The 18,939-nt window shown below is 64.8% G+C and carries 16 protein-coding genes; 6 read left to right on the forward strand and 10 right to left on the reverse strand.

Annotated elements, in window-relative coordinates; translation table 11 throughout:
* Positions 1-3 precede the first annotated feature (3 nt).
* The 6 genes from DM806_RS16410 to DM806_RS16435 all read right to left on the reverse strand — a co-directional run bounded on the left by DM806_RS16410 (position 4) and on the right by DM806_RS16435 (position 7,434).
* Entirely contained in the window at positions 4-1,512 is a 1,509-nt protein-coding gene (locus tag DM806_RS16410; RefSeq protein ID WP_179044262.1) for a glycerol kinase, read from the reverse strand.
* Positions 1,509-3,023, reverse strand: a complete 1,515-nt coding sequence (locus DM806_RS16415; RefSeq protein ID WP_179044263.1) for a glycerol-3-phosphate dehydrogenase — start codon at positions 3,021-3,023, stop codon at positions 1,509-1,511. The genes DM806_RS16410 and DM806_RS16415 overlap by 4 nt, the downstream gene beginning before the upstream one ends.
* 315 nt (positions 3,024-3,338) lie before the next feature.
* The gene (locus DM806_RS16420) at positions 3,339-3,959 is read right to left on the reverse strand and encodes a hypothetical protein (protein ID WP_179044264.1); all 621 of its coding nucleotides are present in this window, start codon (positions 3,957-3,959) and stop codon (positions 3,339-3,341) included.
* Between the two features lie 134 nt (positions 3,960-4,093).
* Positions 4,094-4,504, reverse strand: a complete 411-nt coding sequence (gene clpS / locus DM806_RS16425) for an ATP-dependent Clp protease adapter ClpS (protein WP_179044428.1) — start codon at positions 4,502-4,504, stop codon at positions 4,094-4,096.
* 114 nt (positions 4,505-4,618) lie between these two features.
* Positions 4,619-5,554, reverse strand: coding sequence for a phasin family protein (locus DM806_RS16430; RefSeq protein WP_179044265.1), 936 nt, complete (start codon positions 5,552-5,554; stop codon positions 4,619-4,621).
* Positions 5,555-5,694: 140 nt separating this feature from the next.
* Positions 5,695-7,434 carry a PHA/PHB synthase family protein gene (locus DM806_RS16435; protein ID WP_179044266.1) on the reverse strand — a complete coding sequence of 580 codons (1,740 nt, stop codon included), beginning with the start codon at positions 7,432-7,434 and terminating at the stop codon, positions 5,695-5,697.
* A gap of 142 nt (positions 7,435-7,576) precedes the next feature.
* Between DM806_RS16435 and DM806_RS16440 the strand changes: the two genes are divergently transcribed.
* The 3 genes from DM806_RS16440 (at position 7,577) to DM806_RS16450 (ending at position 10,078) form a co-directional block, all read left to right on the forward strand.
* Positions 7,577-8,788: an LL-diaminopimelate aminotransferase gene (locus DM806_RS16440; protein WP_179044267.1), complete on the forward strand. Its 1,212-nt coding sequence runs from the start codon at positions 7,577-7,579 to the stop codon at positions 8,786-8,788.
* 235 nt (positions 8,789-9,023) lie between these two features.
* Positions 9,024-9,503 carry a DUF2721 domain-containing protein gene (locus DM806_RS16445; RefSeq protein WP_179044429.1) on the forward strand — a complete coding sequence of 160 codons (480 nt, stop codon included), beginning with the start codon at positions 9,024-9,026 and terminating at the stop codon, positions 9,501-9,503.
* A complete protein-coding gene (locus DM806_RS16450) occupies positions 9,500-10,078 on the forward strand; it encodes a (2Fe-2S)-binding protein (protein ID WP_179044268.1) in 579 nt (192 codons plus the stop codon). The genes DM806_RS16445 and DM806_RS16450 overlap by 4 nt, the downstream gene beginning before the upstream one ends.
* A 130-nt stretch (positions 10,079-10,208) precedes the next feature.
* On the opposite strand, the gene DM806_RS16455 is transcribed toward DM806_RS16450, so the two are convergent.
* From DM806_RS16455 to DM806_RS16465, 3 genes are all read right to left on the reverse strand, one after another.
* Positions 10,209-11,018, reverse strand: a complete 810-nt coding sequence (locus DM806_RS16455) for a DODA-type extradiol aromatic ring-opening family dioxygenase (RefSeq protein WP_179044269.1) — start codon at positions 11,016-11,018, stop codon at positions 10,209-10,211.
* 270 nt (positions 11,019-11,288) lie between these two features.
* A complete protein-coding gene (locus tag DM806_RS16460; protein ID WP_179044270.1) occupies positions 11,289-13,850 on the reverse strand; it encodes an HWE histidine kinase domain-containing protein in 2,562 nt (853 codons plus the stop codon).
* Positions 13,843-14,382 carry a biliverdin-producing heme oxygenase gene (locus tag DM806_RS16465; protein WP_372859585.1) on the reverse strand — a complete coding sequence of 180 codons (540 nt, stop codon included), beginning with the start codon at positions 14,380-14,382 and terminating at the stop codon, positions 13,843-13,845. Before DM806_RS16465 ends, DM806_RS16460 begins: the two co-directional genes overlap by 8 nt.
* A 247-nt stretch (positions 14,383-14,629) precedes the next feature.
* Here DM806_RS16465 and DM806_RS16470 point away from each other — a divergent pair, with 247 nt between their 5' ends.
* From DM806_RS16470 to DM806_RS16480, 3 genes are all read left to right on the forward strand, one after another.
* Complete coding sequence (locus tag DM806_RS16470) at positions 14,630-15,643, forward strand: RcnB family protein (RefSeq protein ID WP_256869353.1); 1,014 nt, start codon at positions 14,630-14,632, stop codon at positions 15,641-15,643.
* 101 nt (positions 15,644-15,744) lie between these two features.
* Positions 15,745-16,419 (forward strand): prolyl hydroxylase family protein, encoded by a 675-nt coding sequence (locus DM806_RS16475; RefSeq protein WP_179044271.1) that lies wholly within the window; start codon positions 15,745-15,747, stop codon positions 16,417-16,419.
* A gap of 187 nt (positions 16,420-16,606) precedes the next feature.
* A complete protein-coding gene (locus tag DM806_RS16480) occupies positions 16,607-17,077 on the forward strand; it encodes an RcnB family protein (RefSeq protein ID WP_179044272.1) in 471 nt (156 codons plus the stop codon).
* A 204-nt stretch (positions 17,078-17,281) separates the two neighbouring features.
* Here DM806_RS16480 and DM806_RS16485 read toward each other — a convergent pair whose 3' ends face one another.
* Complete coding sequence (locus tag DM806_RS16485) at positions 17,282-18,877, reverse strand: lysine--tRNA ligase (protein ID WP_179044273.1); 1,596 nt, start codon at positions 18,875-18,877, stop codon at positions 17,282-17,284.
* Between the last annotated feature and the right edge of the window lie 62 nt (positions 18,878-18,939).

Raw genomic sequence — 18,939 nt, forward strand, 5'->3', positions numbered from 1 at the left:
TGCTCACGGCCGGTCCAGCGCCGCGCCGCCCCTGCCGCCATCCGCCCGGATCGCATCTGCCAGCACCGCCTGCCAGGCGGCGATCCGCCGATCCCGTGCGACGCCGGACAGGACGGGTTCGAACGCCGCGCCCCCCGATCCGCCGGCCATGGCCGATTCCAGCGTGGGAAACAGGCCAGCCCCCACGGCGGCCAGCATCGCCGCGCCACGCGCCGTCGTCTCGATATCCGCCGGGCGCTCGACCGGCAGGCCCAGAATGTCCGCCATGTCCTGCGCAATCCAGTCGTTCGCGCTCATCCCGCCATCGATCCGCAACCGATGCCAGGGCGCGCCATCGGCCGCGAACGCGGCGGCCAGATCATGCACCTGGTGCGCGATCGATTCGAGCGCGGCCCGCACGATATGCGCCCTGCCCGTGCCATGGGTCAGCCCGTGAATGCTGCCCGTCACCCCCGGCTGCCAATAAGGCGCGCCCAGCCCCGACAGGGCAGGCAGCAGCACGACCCCGCCATTGTCGGGCACCGACCGGGCGATGGCATCGGTATCGGCCGCGGCGGCGATCAGCCCCAGCCGATCGCGCAGCCATTGGATGAGACTGCCGGCCACGAAGATCGACCCTTCCAGCGCATAATGGCGGACACCGTCGATCTGGCACAGCACCGTGCCCAGCAGCCGGTGCGCGGAAACGGGCAGCGCCGGGCCGGTCGACGCCAGGATGAAGGCGCCCGTTCCCAGCGTCGCCTTGACCGTGCCGGGCGAAAGACAGCCTTGCCCGATGGTCGCGGCCTGCTGGTCCCCCGCAAGGCCAGTGATGGGGATCGCGCCGCCCAGCAGGTCCGGCACCGTTGTCCCCAGCATAGCGGCATTGTCGACGATCGCCGGCAGCGCGGCGCGCGGCACGCCGAAGAGCGCGCAGAGTTCATCGTCCCAGCCCGCGCCGTCGAGCGTCATCAACTGAGTGCGACTGGCATTGCTTGCGTCTGTGATATGAAGGCCCCCGGTCAGCTTCCACACCAGCCAGCTTTCGATCGTACCCAGCGCCAGCGCGTCGCCTGCCGCCGCGACCGACGGTACATGATCGACCAGCCATCGCATCTTGGTCGCGGAAAAATAGGGATCGATCACAAGGCCGGTACGCGACTGGATCAGTGCTTCATGGCCTTCGGCGCTCAGAGCCTCGCACCGGTCGGCGGTACGCCGGTCCTGCCAGACGATGGCGCGCGACAATGGCGCACCGGTGCGCCGGTCCCAGGCGACGACCGTCTCGCGCTGGTTGGCGATGCCGATCGCCGCAATCCGGTCCGCGCCGCCGACATGGGCGACCATCTCGCGGGCGCAGGCCAGGGTGCGCTCCCAGATCTCGGCCGCATCATGTTCGACCCAGCCGGGCCGGGGATAATATTGCGACAATTCCCGCTGCGCCATGGCGCCCCGCACACCATCGGCGGTGTAGAGCATGGCGCGGGTGGAGGTCGTGCCTTCGTCCAGCACCAGGATCATGCGCTCGCTCATCGTCTCTCCTTCAGCCACGCATCGAGCGCGGCCACTTGCGCCCCGTCCAGCCGCAGGCCCAATTTGGTCCGGCGCCAGATGATGTCCTCGCTCGTCCGCGCCCATTCTTGGTCGACCAGATAGGCGACTTCAGCTTCGGTCAGGCCCGCGCCGAAATGGACACCGAGCTGGACAATCTCGCGTGCCTCGCCCAGCCATTCCCGCGCCCGCGTGCCATAGGCCTGCCCGATCCGGTCGGCGGTCGCGGTGTCGAGAAAGGGATAGTCGCACGCCAGCCCGACGACCAGTTCGCCAAGCCCGGTCATGGCGAAATCGCCGCCCGGCAGCGGCGCCTCCGCCGTCCAGTCACCCCCTCGCAACACCGGAAGATGCGGCTGGAGCAGGGCTACCACCTCGGCCGCGAGATGGCGATAGGTGGTGATCTTGCCACCCAGCACATGAAGCAAAGGCGCCGCCCCCGGCCCGCCTGTGTCCAGTTCCAGACGATAGCCGCGCGTCGCCGATTCGGGACGCGCCGATCCGTCATCGATCAGGGGACGCACGCCAGCATAGGACCAGCGGACGTCGGCGGGCGTGATGGCGCGCGCGAAATAGCGATTCGCCGCTTCGCACAGATAGGCGATCTCCTCCGCGCCGGCCTCGACATGATTCAGCCCGCCCGCATGGTCGCGATCGGTGGTGCCGATCAGGGTGAAGTCGCGCTCATAGGGAATGGCGAAGAAGATGCGGCCATCGGGCAGCTGGAAGAAATAAGCGAAGCCATGGTCGAACAGGCGCGGCACCACGATATGCGATCCGCGCACCAGCCGCATCGACCGATCGGCGGCCCCTTCATGGGCAAGGCGCATGAGATCGAGTACCGAAGGGCCGGTTGCGTTGACCAACGCCCGCGCGCGAAATCGCTTTGGCACACCATCACCCGTCTCCGCCCCTATTTCCCAACAACCACCCGCCCGCGCCAGGCTCCTCACTTCGGTGCGCGTGTGCACCTCCGCGCCCCGGTCGGCGGCATCGCGCGCATTGAGGACGACCAGACGGGCATCGTCGACCCAGCCATCGGAATAGCAATAGGCCGGACCGAAGCCGGGCTTGAGCGGCGCACCCGCCGCATGCCGGCGCAGGTCGATCGCCTGCGTCGCCGGCAAGGCACGACGCCCGCCGATATGATCGTAGAGGAAAAGCCCGAGCCGCAGCATCCAGCGCGGCCGCAGCCCCGGCGCCCAGGGCAGCACGAAGCGCATCGGATGAATGATATGCGGCGCGATCCGCCACAGCCGCTCGCGTTCGGACAGGGCTTCGCGGACCAGAGCGAATTCGCCCTGTTCCAGATAGCGCAACCCGCCATGGATGAGCTTGGTCGATGCCGACGACGTGCCCTGCGCCAGGTCGCCCCGCTCCAGCAGCAGCACCCGTGCGCCTCGCCCCGCCGCGTCGCGGGCAATGCCGCAGCCATTCACCCCGCCGCCGATGACGGCCAGATCATGGATGGCGGCTTGGCTCTCCTCGCTCACCGCCAAAGCTGTAGGACGCGCCGCGGGCCAAGGAAAGCGCCAACGGAAAAGCCGGCGGGGAGGAGCCTCCTTCCCGCCGGTTCATCACCGGTGCGCGACTATCCCTGCCGCAGCGCATTAGAGCGCGCTGCGTTAAATCCGAAGCAGGTCGCGCGCTCTAAGTTTTTGTTGTCGCATCGTCTTAAGCGGAGCCAAAGGCCAGCGTAGGTAAAACCGGTTCCCACTTTTAGCTGCGCTGGCCTTCGGCTCCGAACGATGCTCTAGGCACAAAACAGCCCCCGCTCCTGCACCCCATGCCCCCGGTGACGAAAGGATTCAGGCGAGGCTGTCGACCACCAGCCCGCTATTGCTGCTGTCGGCGCTGCTCGCCGCGCTGCCATATAGCGACTGCGATATGCTCGACCGGAGATTTTCCAGAAAGGCGATGATCGAATCCAGCTGTTCGGTGGCACTGGCGGTGTCCGTGCTGCCGGTCGAACTGCTGTCGTCGCTGTCGTCGGACGACCCCGACGGCGGCGGCCCGGGTGGAGGGCCGCGCATCGGGCCGACGCCGCCGACGCCGCCCATGCCCTCGATGCTCATGCTCCCGTCGCTCATGCCTTCGCCGCTGGCGTCGGCGGTCTGCATCGATCCGCCCGGCCCCTGCGCGAAGAAGCTTTGCAGCGTCGCCGCCTGATCTTCGGTCAGGGTTCCGGCCGACACCTGATCCTCGATCAGGGAATCGATCCGGTCCTTCATCTCGGACGGATCGAGCCGCGACCTGCTGTCGATCGCCGACGAGGAAAGCGCATCGCCGATCGAATCGAGCGCGGTTTCCAGCGCGTCGCCATCGACCTCCGAGAGCGATCCTGCCTCGACCGCCGCGTCGATCTTGCGATCCATCGCCATGCGCGGCGACGGCGGCATATTCATGGTGTAACTGGTGATACTCGTCATGATTGAAGTCCCCACTTCATTTCAGTGGGGTTCATCATGCCGCGAATGTCTGAAAAAACCTTATATTTCAATGATGTAATTTACTGAAATATAAGCGCTACAATGATATGCAGCGCATAAAGGCCCGCCTGTCGTCAGGCCTTTTCCAGCGTGCATTGCAGTGGATGCTGGTTCTGCCGGGCGAAATCCATCACCTGGTTGACCTTGGTCTCGGCCACCTCATAGCTGAAGATGCCGCATATGCCGACGCCGCGCTGATGGACGTGGAGCATGACGCGGGTCGCCTCTTCCATGTCCATGCGGAAGAAGCTCTGCAGGACATGCACGACGAATTCCATCGGCGTATAGTCGTCGTTGAGCATCAGCACCTTGTAGAGCGATGGCTTTTTGGTGCGGGTGCGCGTGCGGGTGGCGATGCCGACGTTGGGACCGCCCGGCCCCTCGCCCTGATCATCCTGATCCCGGCCCGCCATCTTTACGGACCACGCCGATGCGGTGGTGACACTGTTCATGATGCAGAAGGATATGGCGATTCGTCCGTCCATGGCAAGGGGGCGGCGCAGCCGTTCGGCGCGCGCGGCGAACATCGACAAAGCAAAGGGCGCCCCTTTCCGAAGAAAGGGACGCCCTTCACGCTATGACGGGTTCGTCGGAAGGCCTCAGGCGGCCAGCGACTTCACCTTGTCGGTGACGAGGGTCACGCGCGCGGTCAGCGGCTGCGCGACATCGCCGGCCAGCTTGATCAGCGCTTCGCTGTTCTTGGCGGCTTCCTTGGTGAACTCGTCGAAGCTGGCCGAGAAGAGCTGGCTCTGCAGCTGGAAGAATTCGGTCGGCGTCTTCACGCTCGAAAAGGTCTTGAACGAGGCCGTCGCCTTCTCGAAGCTCTTGCGGCTGTAGTCGACCGCTTCCTGGCCCAGCGTTTCGATGCCCTTGGCCGCGATCTTGCTGGATTCAACGAGGGCTTCGACATTGCCCTTGGCGATGTCGCTCAGTTCCTCGATGGCCTTGGTCGACTTTTCGACATGGGCCTTGGTCTTCTCGTTGAAGTCGGAATAGGCGGTTTCGAACTTGGCCTTGGTTTCTTCGGCGAACTTCTTTCCGGTCTCGATGACGTCGTTCATGATCTTCGTTCCTTCTGTGGCGGGCAGCGGCTGGGTCGCAGTGGTTTCGGCCTTGGTCAGGCTCTCTGTGATTTTCGGTTCGGCCTTGACCGGCTCAGGGACCGGCTCGGGCGCGGGCTTTTCCGCCACCGGTTCCGGTTCGGGCGCCGCATCGACCGCCGTCGTCGCAGCGACTATGGCGACCGGGTCGGCAGGCTTGGCCTGGCTCTGCGGATTAGCGTCGATCGGCTTCACCTTCGCAGCTTGCGGGTTGGTGTCGATCGGCTTGACGCTGGCCGCCTGGGGATTGGTATCAATCGGCTTCACGCTCGATGCCGCCACCTTTTTCGGCGCGGGCTTGAGCGGAGGAGCTTTCTTCACAGTATCGCCTCCGATCGCCGCTTCGGCCGCTTTCAGCGCCTCGCTCGCCGACAATGTCGTCGAACCGGCCTTGCTGCGCGGTGTGCTCCTCGGGGTCTTCGGGGTATCGGCCATCACCATCCTCCGCTTGTTGCACTGCACAATATGCTTTTCCGGAACGTCGCGCAAGCATTATTGTGCAGTGCAACAAAATTGCCATGGACGGCTTGCCGCAAACCAGTCACAGCTTGTCGCAATAGTGAGAAAACAGTGGTTTACCGGTTCTTTACGTAGCGTCCGGGGGCGTCCTCGATCGCCTTGAGCTTGCCTTTGCCAGGCACGCGCGCGCCCTTCACGGGCACGGTTTGCGAATCGAGTCGCTCAATCCACACGCGCCAGTCGGGCCACCAGCTGCCCTTGGTCTCCTTCGCGTCTGCAAGGAAGGCGTCCAGCGTGTCATGCGCCTCATCACAGGCCCAATATTGATATTTCATCGCGGCGGGCGGATTGACGACGCCGGCGATATGACCGGAGCCGGCAAGCAGGAAGCGGGTCGGTCCGGAAAGATTTTCGGTCAGCTTCCAGACGCTTTCCAGCGGCGCGATATGATCTTCGCGACCGGCCTGAACATAGGCGGGCGTCTGGATCTTTGTCAGATCGATCGGCGTACCCGCGACGCTGATCGCGCCGGGCGTCACCAGCAGATTGTCGCGATAGAGCTGGGTCAGATAGTCCCGGTGCCAGCGCGCCGGCAGGTTGGTGGTGTCGCCATTCCAGTAGAGCAGGTCGAAGGGCGGATAATCCATGCCGAGCAGGTAATTGTTGACGACATAGTTCCAGATAAGGTCGCGCCCGCGCAACAGGTTGAAGGTCGCGGCCATGTAGCGCCCGTCGAGGAACCCCTTGGACGACAGCTGATCCACCATCTTCATCTGATCGTCGTCGACGAACAGGGTGAGGTCGCCGGCCTGGCTGAAATCCACCTGCGCGGTGAAGAAGGTCGCGCTCGCCACCTTGTCCGCCTCGCCCCGCGCGGCGAGCAACGCCAGCGTCGCGGCGAGCGTCGTGCCGGCGACGCAATAGCCGATGGTGTGGACGCTCTTGACCTTCAGCAGGTCGCGCACCGTGTCGATCGCGTCGACCTGCCCTTTCAGGATATAATCGTCCCAGACCATGTCCTTCATCGACGCGTCGGCCGACTTCCAGGACACCAGGAACACGCTGATCCCCTGATCGACCGCCCATTTGACGAAGCTCTTCTCGGGCGAGAGGTCGAGAATGTAGAAGCGGTTGATCCAGGGCGGGAAGATGACGAGCGGCGTTTCCAGCACCGTTTCGGTCGAGGGCGCATAATGGATCAGCTGGTAGAGCGGCGTCTCATGGATCACCTTGCCCGGCGTCGCGGCGATGTTGCGCCCCAGTTCGAACTGGGTGCCGTCGGTATGGGTGAGCTGGCCCTTCTCCATATCGGCCAGCATGTGCTTGAGGCCCTTGACCAGATTTTCGCCGCCGCTCTCGATCGTCTTGGCCACCACCTGCGGATTGGTGAAGGGGAAGTTGCTGGGCGCTATCGCGTCGAGCAGGCCGGTGGTGGCGAAGCGCAGCTTGGCCTTCTGCTTCGGGTCCACGCCATCGACCGCATCGGCCAGCTTGAGCAGATAGTCGGAGAGCAGCAGGTAACTCTGCCGGATCAGGTCGTAGAAGGGATGTTCGGTCCAGGCCGGATCGGCGAAGCGCCGGTCTTTGCGCGCAGCGGGGCTGGTCGCAGGTGCGGGATCGGGACTCGTGCGCAGCAGGCCGCCCGAATCGAGGAAGCGCTGCCACATGGCCAGGCCTTCATCGGCGAAGCCAGTCTGGATGCGCGCGACGATCGCCGGATCGAAGGGCAGGGCCTGGCCGGTGGTGGCGGCGGCCTGTTCCAGCATCAGTTGCTGCGCGCGCCCGATCGCCTGCGTCCATTGCTGCATCTCTTGCAAGGTGGGCAGGTGAGGCTCCATGACGTTGGTCTTTTCCATGGCCACCTTCCTCCTCTTGGCATCGCCGGTGCGCGCGGCTTTCACTGGCGCGTCGTCCCTTGGCCGGTTATAGCCAGATTGTGACACGCACATGGCGCGTCACGCACTATTCCCTACCGCGAGCTTTCAGGAAAGCCCAATAATGTCCGAAGAATTTTACCGCATGAAGCGCCTGCCGCCCTATGTCATCGCCGAAGTGAATGCGATGCGAGCGGCAGCCCGCGCCGCGGGAGAGGACATTATCGACCTGGGCATGGGCAATCCCGACCTGCCGCCGCCCGACCATGTCATCGCGAAACTGATCGAGGTCGCGCAGAAGCCGAGCGCCCATGGCTATTCCCAGTCGCGCGGCATCCCCGGCCTTCGCAAGGCGCAGGCCAATTATTATGGCCGCCGGTTTGGCGTGGACATCGATCCCGAGACCGAGGTCGTCGTGACCATGGGATCGAAGGAAGGTCTTGCGAGCCTTGCCACCGCGATCACCGAGCCGGGCGACGTGGTGCTGGCGCCCAACCCCAGCTACCCGATCCATACGTTCGGCTTCATCATCGCCGGTGCGACCATTCGATCGGTGCCGACCACCCCGGACGAGAATTATTTCCGTTCGCTCGATCGCGCGATGGCCTTCACCGTGCCCCGCCCGTCGATCCTGGTGGTCAACTATCCGTCCAATCCGACCGCCGAGACGGTCGACCTCGCCTTCTACGAGCGCCTCGTCGCCTGGGCGAAGGAGAACAAGGTCTGGGTGCTCAGCGACCTTGCCTATTCCGAGCTTTATTATGACGGCAATCCGACGCCCTCGATCCTTCAGGTGCCGGGCGCCAAGGATGTCGCGATCGAGTTCACCTCGCTCAGCAAGACCTACTCGATGGCGGGCTGGCGCATGGGCTTTGCGGTCGGCAACAAGAAGCTGATCGCGGCGATGACGCGGGTGAAATCCTATCTCGACTATGGCGCCTTCACCCCGATCCAGGCGGCCGCCTGCGCCGCGCTCAACGGGCCGCAGGACATCGTCGAGAAGAACCGCCTGCTCTACCACAAGCGCCGCGACGTGCTGGTGGAAAGCTTCGGCCGGGCAGGCTGGGACATCCCGGCGGCGCGTGCGTCGATGTTCTGCTGGGCGCCGCTGCCGCCGGCGCTCAAGGAGATGGGGAGCCTCGAATTTTCCAAGCAGCTCCTCACCCATGCCAAGGTCGCGGTCGCGCCGGGCGTGGGCTATGGCGAAGATGGCGAGGGCTTCGTCCGCATCGCTATGGTCGAAAATGAGCAGCGGCTGCGGCAGGCCGCCCGCAACATCAAGCAATATCTGAAATCCATGGGGGTCAACATGCCTTCGAACAAGGGCGCGGCCTGACATACAGACCGGACAAGGCGGGCGGGCGCTGCGGCTGTATCGCGGCGCTGCCCGTTATTCTTTTAATGTTGGCTGCGGCTCTCTTCTTCGCAGTTGGCGACTGCCACATTGACGCCGATGATATGCAATGTGAGAAGGCCAGCCGATACGGCCTTCTTGTCCTGCTCCTCACGCCGCTCACCGGCATCGTCACTTTCTTCCTTATTCGCTGGTTGGTAGAAAAGCGCAGATGACCATGATCCCTGCCCTGCCCCAGGTCAGCCAGGTCGCCCAGACGATCCAGCTGGCGCTGGCCCCCGTCTTCCTGCTGGCGGGCATCGGCGCCTTCCTGAACGTCTGCGTCAGCCGCCTGTCGCGGATCATCGACCGGGCGCGCGACGTGGAAAAATGGGTGTTGTCCACGCGCGGCAAGGAACATGACCGGATGGTCAGCGAAATCCGCGTGCTCGATCGCCGGATGAGCGTGGTCAACATCGCGATCTTCCTCTCGGTCGCCTCCGCCTGCGCCGTCTGCCTGGTCGTGATCCTGCTGTTCGCCGGCAATCTGTTCAACGCGCATCTGGGCACCCCGATCGCGATCCTGTTCAGTCTGGCGATGCTGTTGCAGGCAGCGGCCTTCGCCACCTTCATTCAGGAAATCCGGCTGGCGTCGCGGATCATCCACATCCGCAACGAGGTATTGTTCCACAAGGCCGATGAGGAAGAAGCGGCATGACCCGCTTCACCGTCAACGACCGGCCGGTGCAGTATCGCATGGACCCGGAGACGCCCCTGCTCTGGGCGCTGCGCGATGCGTCGAACCTGACCGGCACCAAATATGGCTGCGGCACGGGCGACTGCGGCGCCTGCACCGTCGATATCGATGGGGAGGCGGTGCGGTCCTGCCAGGTGACGATCGGCAAGACCGAGGGGCGGTTCGTCACCACGATCGAGGCGCTGTCGCCCGATCGCGGCCATCCGCTGCAACAGGCCTTCGCCGCCGACAATGTCTCCCAATGCGGCTATTGCATCCCCGGCATGATCATGGCCGCATCGGTGCTGCTGCGCCGGACCAACGATCCGTCCGACGAGGAGATCGACGCCGCGATCACCAATATCTGCCGCTGCGGCATCTATCCCCGGCTGCGCGGCGCGATCCAGCGGGCGGGCCGGATCATGCGGGGCGAAGATGAGGGAAGCGGCGACCAGGCTGCCGCCGCGCCGCCGCCGGGCATCGCGCCCGAAGAGGCGGCGAAGACCGTGCCGGCGCTCGGGCGTCCGGGCAATCCGAGGGGTAAACGCGTCGAATGACGCGCCCACGCCTCTGATTTGTGGGCGCGTTGTGCGAGCCGTCGGCCGTTCCGGCCGACTTCAAAATGCTCATGATTTTTTGTGGTCGCATTTTGCGAGCCGTCGGCTGTTCCAGCCGACTTCAAAATACTCAGCCGAAACGATAACCGGAAACGGTCCAGCCCATCACGCTGCTGCGATGGGTGCAGGTCGCTGCGTCATCCCCGCCCGCACCGAGCGCCACCATCAGCGGCAGCAGATGCTCCTCGCGCGGATGGGAGAAATGGGCATGCGGCAGCGCGTCCCAGGCAGCGACGCGGGTCGCGCGGCTCTGCGGGTCGGGATCGGTGACGGCGGCGGTCAGCGCATAGTCCCAGGCGGTCGATGGCGCGATCGCCTGCGGACCGCGCACGCGCAGATTGTGGAAGCTCATCCCCGATCCGACGATCAGCACGCCTTCGTCGCGCAGCGGGGTCAGCGCCCGGCCCGCCGCGATATGCGCGGCCGGGTCGAGGTCGCGGCGGAGCGAAAGCTGGGCGAGCGGAATGTTGGCATCGGGCAGCGCCACCTTCATCGGAATGAAGACGCCATGGTCCCAGCCGCGCGCCGCTTCCTCGCCAGCGGCGAAACCGGCTTCGCGGAGCAGGCCGGCGGCGCGGCGGGCCAGATCGGGCGCACCGGGCGCATCCCAGCGCAGCTCATAGGTGTGCGGCGGGAAGCCATAATAGTCGAAGAGCAGCGACGGCCGCTCACCGGTATGGACGGTGAAGTCATCCTCCTCCCAATGGCCCGAGACGAGCAGGATCGCCCTGGGCCGTTCGGGCAGGTCGGCGATCAGATGCGACAGATGATCCTGCATCGGATGCCAGATCGGATCGCTGTGCGGCCGGTCGGGATCGGACGGGTCCATGAAGAAACAGGGGCCGCCGCCATGGGGGATGAAGAAAGTCGGCTGTGTCATGATCGTCTCGATTGTAGGAAATCGCGGGCTTAACTTCGCATGTTTCCCGCAGATTCTGATATTTTGTTGCGCGGGTGCGATCCTATCGGAAAGCGGAAGCGGTCGGACAGGAACGGTCGAGACACGTCATGGCAGGTGATCCTATCATGGGCGCCTCAAATAGGACAGGAAGAGGGGAATATAGCATGGCGGCTACATCGGGACGCCGCCGCCCCGCCGCAATCGGACAAGTGGAAACTGTCCGTTTCGCTGTCGGATTTTACCGAAACCTCAGCCCTGCGCTGCGATGACCGGTCCCAGCGCCGCCGCCAGCGTCGCGCCCGAATAGGGCTTTTTGACCAACATTATCTGCTCGAACCGCGCCGGTAGTTCGAGCCCGTCGCCATAGCCGGTGGCGAAGAGGAAGGGAATGCCGCGCTCTGCCAGCAGGTCCGCGACCGGCAGGCTGGTTTCATGGCCAAGGTTGAAGTCGAGCACGGCGAAGTCCACCTGCTGGATCGCGATCGCCTCCCGCGCGCGGCCGACGCTGGCCGCCGTCATCACTTCAGCGCCGAGGTCGCGCAGCGCATCCTCGCCGTCCATGGCGATGATCATATTATCCTCGACCAGCAGGACATGGCGACCCTTGAGCAGGCTGGGCGTGGCCGGCGCGGCGGGCTTGGCGCGCTCCCGCCCGCTGCTTTCCGGCAGGACCGACACGACATGGCGCGAGGGGATGCAGAAATGCGCCTCGATCCCCGCGAGCCGATAGTTGATCTCGGCATGGCCGCCCAGATCATAGGGGATGGACCGTTCGATCACGGTCGAACCAAAGCCGCGCCGCGTGGGCGCCACGACCGGCGGGCCGTCGCTTTCGGTCCAGTCGAGCAACAGGCTGCCATCCTCGTCCACGCGCCAGTCGATCGCCACCGCACCATTGTCGGACAGCGCGCCATATTTGGCGGCATTGGTCAGCATCTCGTGAATCACCAGCGCCAGCACGGTGAAGCAGCCGGGCGTCAGCAGCACATTGGGACCGGTCAGGCGCACCCGGTCGCTGCGCTCGCCGAGATAAGCGCCCGCCTCCACCTCTATGAGGTCGTAGAGCCGCGCGGGGCTCCAGCGGTCGGCGGTGATCTGGTCATGCGCGCGGGCGAGCGCATGGACGCGGCTTTCCAGCGTGCCGATAAACTCGTCGACCGAGCGGGCGCTGTCGCGGGTCTGCGACAGCAGGCCGCGGATCAGCGAGAGGATGTTGCGGACGCGATGGTTGAGTTCGGCGATCAGCAGTTCCTGCTTCTCATGCGCCCGCTGCCGTTCCGCATCGGCGGAATCGGACAGGCGCAGGATCACTTCCAGCAACGCGGTGCGCAGCGCTTCGGCCACGCGCAGTTCGGCAGGCGTAAAGGGCAAGGCCACGCCCTGCACCAGTTGCGACCATTGCTCGAAACTCTTGCGCGGAGTCAGGCGCGGGCCGTTCGGCCCATATTCGATTTCCTTTTCCGGCTTGCCCGCCCAGCGCACCGAACGCAATTGTTCGGCGCGGAACAGCACGACATAGTCGCGCGGGCGGCGTGACAGCGGAATGGCGAGGATGCCGGAGGCGCGGTCGGCATAGGCGACGGCTTCAGGCAGAACCCGGCTCAAGCTGTCGGTGGTGTAGACCTGACTGGCGGCGACGCGGTTCAGCATCAACACGATCGCGACGAAGGCGGGTTCGTCGGGGGTCAGGCCCGAAAAGGTCATCTGCCCGTCGATATAGACGCCAACGCCATCGGCGGGGATGGTGTCGAAGATGATATCGCCCAGCCAGCGCGCGTTGGACAGAAGATCATGGTCCTGCGCCACGGCCGACAGCAGCCGGTCGGCAACCTGACGCGCCTTGCCTTCATAGCTGGCGGTTTCGGCGCGCTCGCGGCTTTCCAGCATCATCGAGAAGATCTGGCCGAACAGTTCGGCTGCGCTGCGCTGCGCAAAGGTCGGCAGGCGCGGGCTGTAATGATGGCAGGCGAACAGGCCCCAGAGCTTGCCCTCGACGATGATCGAGATGGAGAGCGAGGCCCCCACGCCCATATTGCCGAGATATTCGATATGGATCGGCGACACCGCGCGGGTCAGGCAGAGCGACATGTCGAGCGCGGCGCCGGTGGGATCGAGCGCGGGAACCACAGGAACCGGCTGCGCCTGCACGTCGGCGATGATGCGGAAGATGCTGCGCAGATAGAGGGCGCGCGCCTGCGCCGGGATGTCGGAGGCCGGATAATGGAGGCCGAGGAAACTGTCGACGCCGGGCTTGAGCGCTTCGGCGACGACCTCGCCATCGCCGGCGTCGGCGAAGCGATAGACCATCACCCGGTCGAAGCCGGTGAGCGCCCGCACCTGTCGCGCGCCGTCGCGCAGGAAAGCGGTCATGCCGTCGGCCTGCGCGAGACGGGCGACCATGGAGCGGACGGTGCTGCTCGCCTCCATCTCGTCATGGCTGGCGGGTTCACCCTCGATCACCACCAGCGGGCCGGAGAAATGGACCGCGACGTCGAAGGCGGGTCCGCCCTCCATCAGGGCGAGCGAAAAGACGCGCTCGACCGAATCGGGGCCGCGCAGCAGGGTGATGCGGTTGCGCAGCGTATGGATGGCTTCGGCCGCGAAAATGGCGCTGACCGGCTGGCCAAGCATCTGATCGGGCGACAGGCCGATGAAGTCGGCGCTGTTGGCCGAGGCGCGCGACACCAGCCAGTCGGCGGTCAACGCGATCAGGAAGCCGAAGGACTGGACCTTGCCCAGCACATGGATCGGCTCGCGATCGCAATTGGTGAGGTCGACCGCGAAATCGGTCGCGTCGCCGCCGTCAGCCATGGACAGTCTTCCGCGCTTCCTCGCCAGCGGCGGCGAAGAGGGCGAAGGCGGCGAGGGCGCCCTGCACGGCATCCTCCAGCCAGCCCTCGCCGCCTTCCGCTGCCGCGCTGTCGAGCGCGTGCTGGAAGGCCACCCATTCGCCCTTGCCATGGACGGCGGAGAGATAATTTTTGGGCAGGCCCTCGCCCACCTGTCGCGACAGCATCGCGCCGCCGAGCCGCGATCCTTCCAGCGCATAAAGCAGGCCCCAGCGATAGCCGTCGGCATCATTGGCAGGCGTCGGCAGCGGCGTGGGCATGGGCGCGTCCAGCGCGGCCATGTCCTGCGCCAGCAGCGGCAGGCGCGGCGCATCAGGGCGCGCCGCCGGCTCGATCGCGCCGACCGCGCGGCCATGGGCGGTCAGGAAATGGCGGTAGCTCCGGGGCGAATCGAGCGAAAAATCGGCGAACAGCGCATCCACCCGGCGATGGCTCGCCATCGTCGCATCACGCAGGGCCTGACGGACGCGGCCGGCATCGGGGGATTTCGTCACTCGGCAGTCCTAATGGGAGTGTAGGTGCATTGCACTGATCTGGATCAGCTTTTCCCGCAAGAAAGCGCGTTTTCAGCCCAGAACCGCACAGGAGCGACCATGAGAAGAATATGCCCCAATGTCCATATTCGATGTCCAGATTCTTTCTGAACGCTGACGGACGGGTTCAGACTTGCGACACGCCGTATCGCTTAGACCGGCATCATCAGGGGACGGTCTGTCCGTCTCCGCTTGAGGAAGACGGACGATGTTCAGGAAGTTGATGCTGACCGGTCTGATGGGCGCGACGCTGCTGAGCGGCATTGCGCCGGCCTATGCCCAGGCAGGACAGGCCCAGCCCAGACAGGAAGGTGGCGATCGCGGTGGACGTGGTGAACGGATGGCGCGGCCCGAAGGCAATGTCGCCGTGTCGCGCGGCAATCGCATGATTCAGCCGCGCGGCGATGATGGCGGTCAGCGCTGGCAGCAGCGTGGCGATGCCGGTGGACGGGGTTCGTCTGGCGGACAGGGCTGGCAACAGCGCGCAGCCGACCGGCCGGCGGGACAGATGGCGCCGCCGCGCCCCGATCCGCGCTGGCGCGGCGATCCCAACCTGCCCGCCAATCGCGCGGTCGAGCAGCAGGTGCGCGAACGCCGCGAGCAGCAGCAGCAGAATTGGCGCGGCGACCGGCGGGATGACAGGCCGCGGGATGACAGGCCGCGGGATGACAGGCCGGATGTACGCCCCGAGCGCCGGGACGACCGTCCGAACTGGTCCAATAATGGTCGGGAAGATCGGCGCGACTGGCGCAATGACGGCCGCGATAATCGGCAGGATTGGCGCAACGACCGCCGGGATGACGACCGGCGCGATGATCGGCGCTGGTCGGACAATCGCGGCGGCTGGAGCGGCACCAGTTGGAATAACGGGCGGCGCTTCGATGATCGCACCCGCTGGAGCAGCCAGCGGCGCTGGGACAGCGGCTGGCGCAACGATCGCCGCTATGACTGGAACAGCTATCGCAACCGCTATGGCGACCGCTACCGGGCCGGCCGCTATTATGCCCCGCGCGGCTGGGATTATGGCTATCGGCGCTTTTCGGTCGGGATCTACCTGAACAGCCTGCTCTATTCGAACAGCTACTGGATGGACGATCCCTATAGCTATCGCCTGCCACCCGCCTACGGCACGCTGCGCTGGATCCGCTATTATGACGACGCGCTGCTGGTCGATATTCGCGACGGCTATGTCGTCGACGTGATCAACGATTTCTTCTGGTGAGTTTCCCCGCTTCCTGAACTGGCCTTCAGGAGTGACTGACCCCGGCGTGGCGACGCGCCGGGGTCTTTTCTTGGGGGGCGCTGCTGTGGCAGAGCAGACGCATGACCGAGATGATCGACGATGGCGGGATAGCATCGACCGCCCGCGCGCAATTTGGCGACAGCGTCCGCGCGCGCCTCGACCGCAATCCGATGGTGAGCCGGATCGATGCGCCCAACCTGGAAATCTATGGCCGCCAGAATTTCCTCAGCGCGGAGGAATGTGCGGGCCTGCGCGAACTGATCGACGCCAGCGCCAAGCCATCCTCGCTCTTTTCGGGCAGCGCCAATGCCGAATATCGCACCAGCCACAGCGGCAACCTCAGCCCCTGGAATCCGCTGGTCGAAACCATCACCGCCCGCATCTGCGCGCTCACGGGGCTGCCCGCCAATCATGGCGAAACATTGCAGGGGCAGCGCTATACGCAGGGTCAGGAATATAAGGTCCATTGCGACTATTTCCCGGTGACGGCCGATTATTGGCAGCGGATGCGCACGACCGGCGGCCAGCGGACCTGGACGGCGATGATCTATCTGTCGCCGGTCGAGGCCGGGGGCGAGACACATTTCCCGCAATGCGAATTCATGGTGCCCCCGGTCGAGGGGATGATCCTGATCTGGAACAATATGGACCGCGACGGGGCGCCCAACCGCTACAGCTTGCACGCCGCAAAACCGGTGGAGCGCGGGACCAAATATGTCGTCACCAAATGGTTCCGCGAACGGCCCTGGGGATGATTTGGATTGAGAATGTGCTTTCGCGCATTCCATCTTCTCCCCGATACAATTTGCGACATAAATGACTGGAATCTGACTGCTTCATTCCCGGTCCGTTCAGGCGGCTGGCTGCATATCTCCTTGTGTTGGCGCAGGAGCCCAGCCCTTCGGAAAGGGCGCCGCCGCCAAACCGAATGGGAGACAAGATATGCGTAAGTTCATCATTCTGGGCCTGCTGGCCGCCACCGTCGTGCCGAGCGTCGCTTCGGCCCAGTCCTATGGCGAAGCGCGCCGCAGCGAACAGCGCCTGCGCGAGGAACAGCGCGACCTGCGCCAGGCGCAGCGCCATGGCGACCGCCGCGATGTCCGCGAGGCGCGCCGCGACGTACGTGACGCCCGCCAGGAAGCGCGCGAGGACTGGCAGGATTATCGCCGCTCGCACCGCGACGTCTATCGCGGCGGCAACTGGCGTGCGCCCTTCCGCTACAATGCCTGGAACCGTGGCGCGCAACTGCGTCCGACCTATTACAGCTCGCGCTATTATATCGCCGATCCCTACCGCTATCGCCTGCCCCGTCCGGGTGCGAACATGCGCTGGGTGCGCCACTATAATGACGTGCTGCTGGTCAATGTCCGCACCGGTCGGGTGATGGACGTGCATCGCGGCTTCTTCTGGTAAGCCGACGCGAACAGGAAAAGGAAAAGGCCCCGATCGGGGCCCTTTCTGTGTTTCCCGCCCCTTGGCCGCGTCGCCCGTTTCCAGGCGCACGCGGCCGATGATGCGCCTTGCGACGCAGCACCAGTCCGAAAGGGGGGTGGACCGTTTGCGCAAACGCAAATCCGGCCCGAATGTTCCCCTTCTGGCCTCAATGCCGGCGATAAATTATGCGGCCAGTGCCTCGGCGATCAGCTTGCGGCTGTTGTCGATGCCATAGAGGGCGATGAAGCTGCCCATGCGCGGCCCCTGATCGGCGCCCAGCAGGGTTTGGTAAAGCGCCTTGAACCAGTCGCGCAGCTCGGCAAAGCCGAATGCCTCCTCCTTGCCGATGGCATAGACGATATTCTGGATATCCTCCGCCGAAGCATTGGCCGGCAGCGCGGCCAACTGGTCGTCCAGCTGGCGTAGCGCGGCGGCCTCGTTGGCGTCGGGCGCGCGGCGCTTGAGCGTCGGGGCGACGAAATCGCGGTGATAGGCCAGCGCATGGCCGATCAGCGCATCCAGTTCGGGATAGGTCTCCGCACTGGCGCCGGGGACATAATTCTGGAGATAGCCCCAGACCTGTTCGCGGCTGGCGTCGCCCATCACGCCGACGAGGTTCAGCAGCAGGCCGAAAGTCACTGGCAGCTCGCCTTCGGGCAGCTTGCCGTCATGGATATGATGGACCGGGTTGCCGAGCTGCTGCTCGATCGCCTGCTTGGGATAGTTGCCGCGGAACTGCCAATATTCGTCTACCGCGCGCGGGATCACGCCCATGTGCAGCTGCTTCGCCTTTTTCGGCTCGCGATAGGCGTAGAAGGCGAGGCTTTCCTGCGGGCCATAGGTCAGCCATTGTTCGAGGCTGAGGCCATTGCCCTTGGACTTGGAGATTTTCTCGCCCTTTTCGTCGAGGAACATCTCATAGTTGAAACCCTCGGGCGGGCGACCGCCAAGTGCGCGACAGATCTTCGACGATTGCGTGACCGAATCGATCAGATCCTTGCCCGCCATTTCATAGTCGACGCCCAGCGCATACCAGCGCATCGCCCAGTCGACCTTCCATTGCAGCTTCGCGCCGCCGCCGAGGATCGACTGTTCGATCGTCTCGCCTTCATCCATGAAGCGGACGAGACCAGCTTCGGCGTCGATCACCTCGACCGGCACCTGAAGGACGATGCCGCTCTTGGGCGAAATCGGCAGGACGGGCGAATAGGTCGCCTGCCGTTCCTTGCGCAGGGTCGGCAGCATGATATCCATGATCGCCTGATAACGGCGCAGCACCTGGCGCAGCGCCTCGTCGAAGGCGCCGGCCTTATATTGCTCCGTCGCGGAGACGAATTCATAGTCGAAGCCGAAACTATCGAGAAACTCCCGCAGCATCGCATTATTGTGATGCGCGAAGCTTTCGAACTTCTCGAACGGGTCGGGCACCTGCGTCAGCGGCTTGCCCAGATACTCGCTGAGCATCGCCTGGTTGGGGACATTGTCGGGCACCTTGCGGAAGCCGTCCAGATCGTCGCTGAACGCCACCAGCCGGGTCGGAATGTCCGACAACGCATGGAAGGCGTTGCGGACCATGGTGGTGCGCAGCACTTCGTTGAAGGTGCCGATATGCGGCAGGCCCGAGGGGCCATAGCCCGTCTCGAACAGGATATGGCCTTTCTCCGGCGCGCCGCCCTCCGATCCATTTGGGGAATAGCGCTTCAGGAGCTTGCGGGCTTCCTCATAGGGCCAGGCCTTGGACGCCTGCGCGGCGGTGCGGAGAAGTTCGGACACGGTCATGCGCCAAGCCCCTACCTCCGGACGACGCGAAAGAAAACGGTGTTTGCAGGCAAAAGCATGTT

This window comes from Sphingobium lactosutens (genome assembly GCF_013393185.1).
Lineage (GTDB): Bacteria > Pseudomonadota > Alphaproteobacteria > Sphingomonadales > Sphingomonadaceae > Sphingobium > Sphingobium lactosutens_A.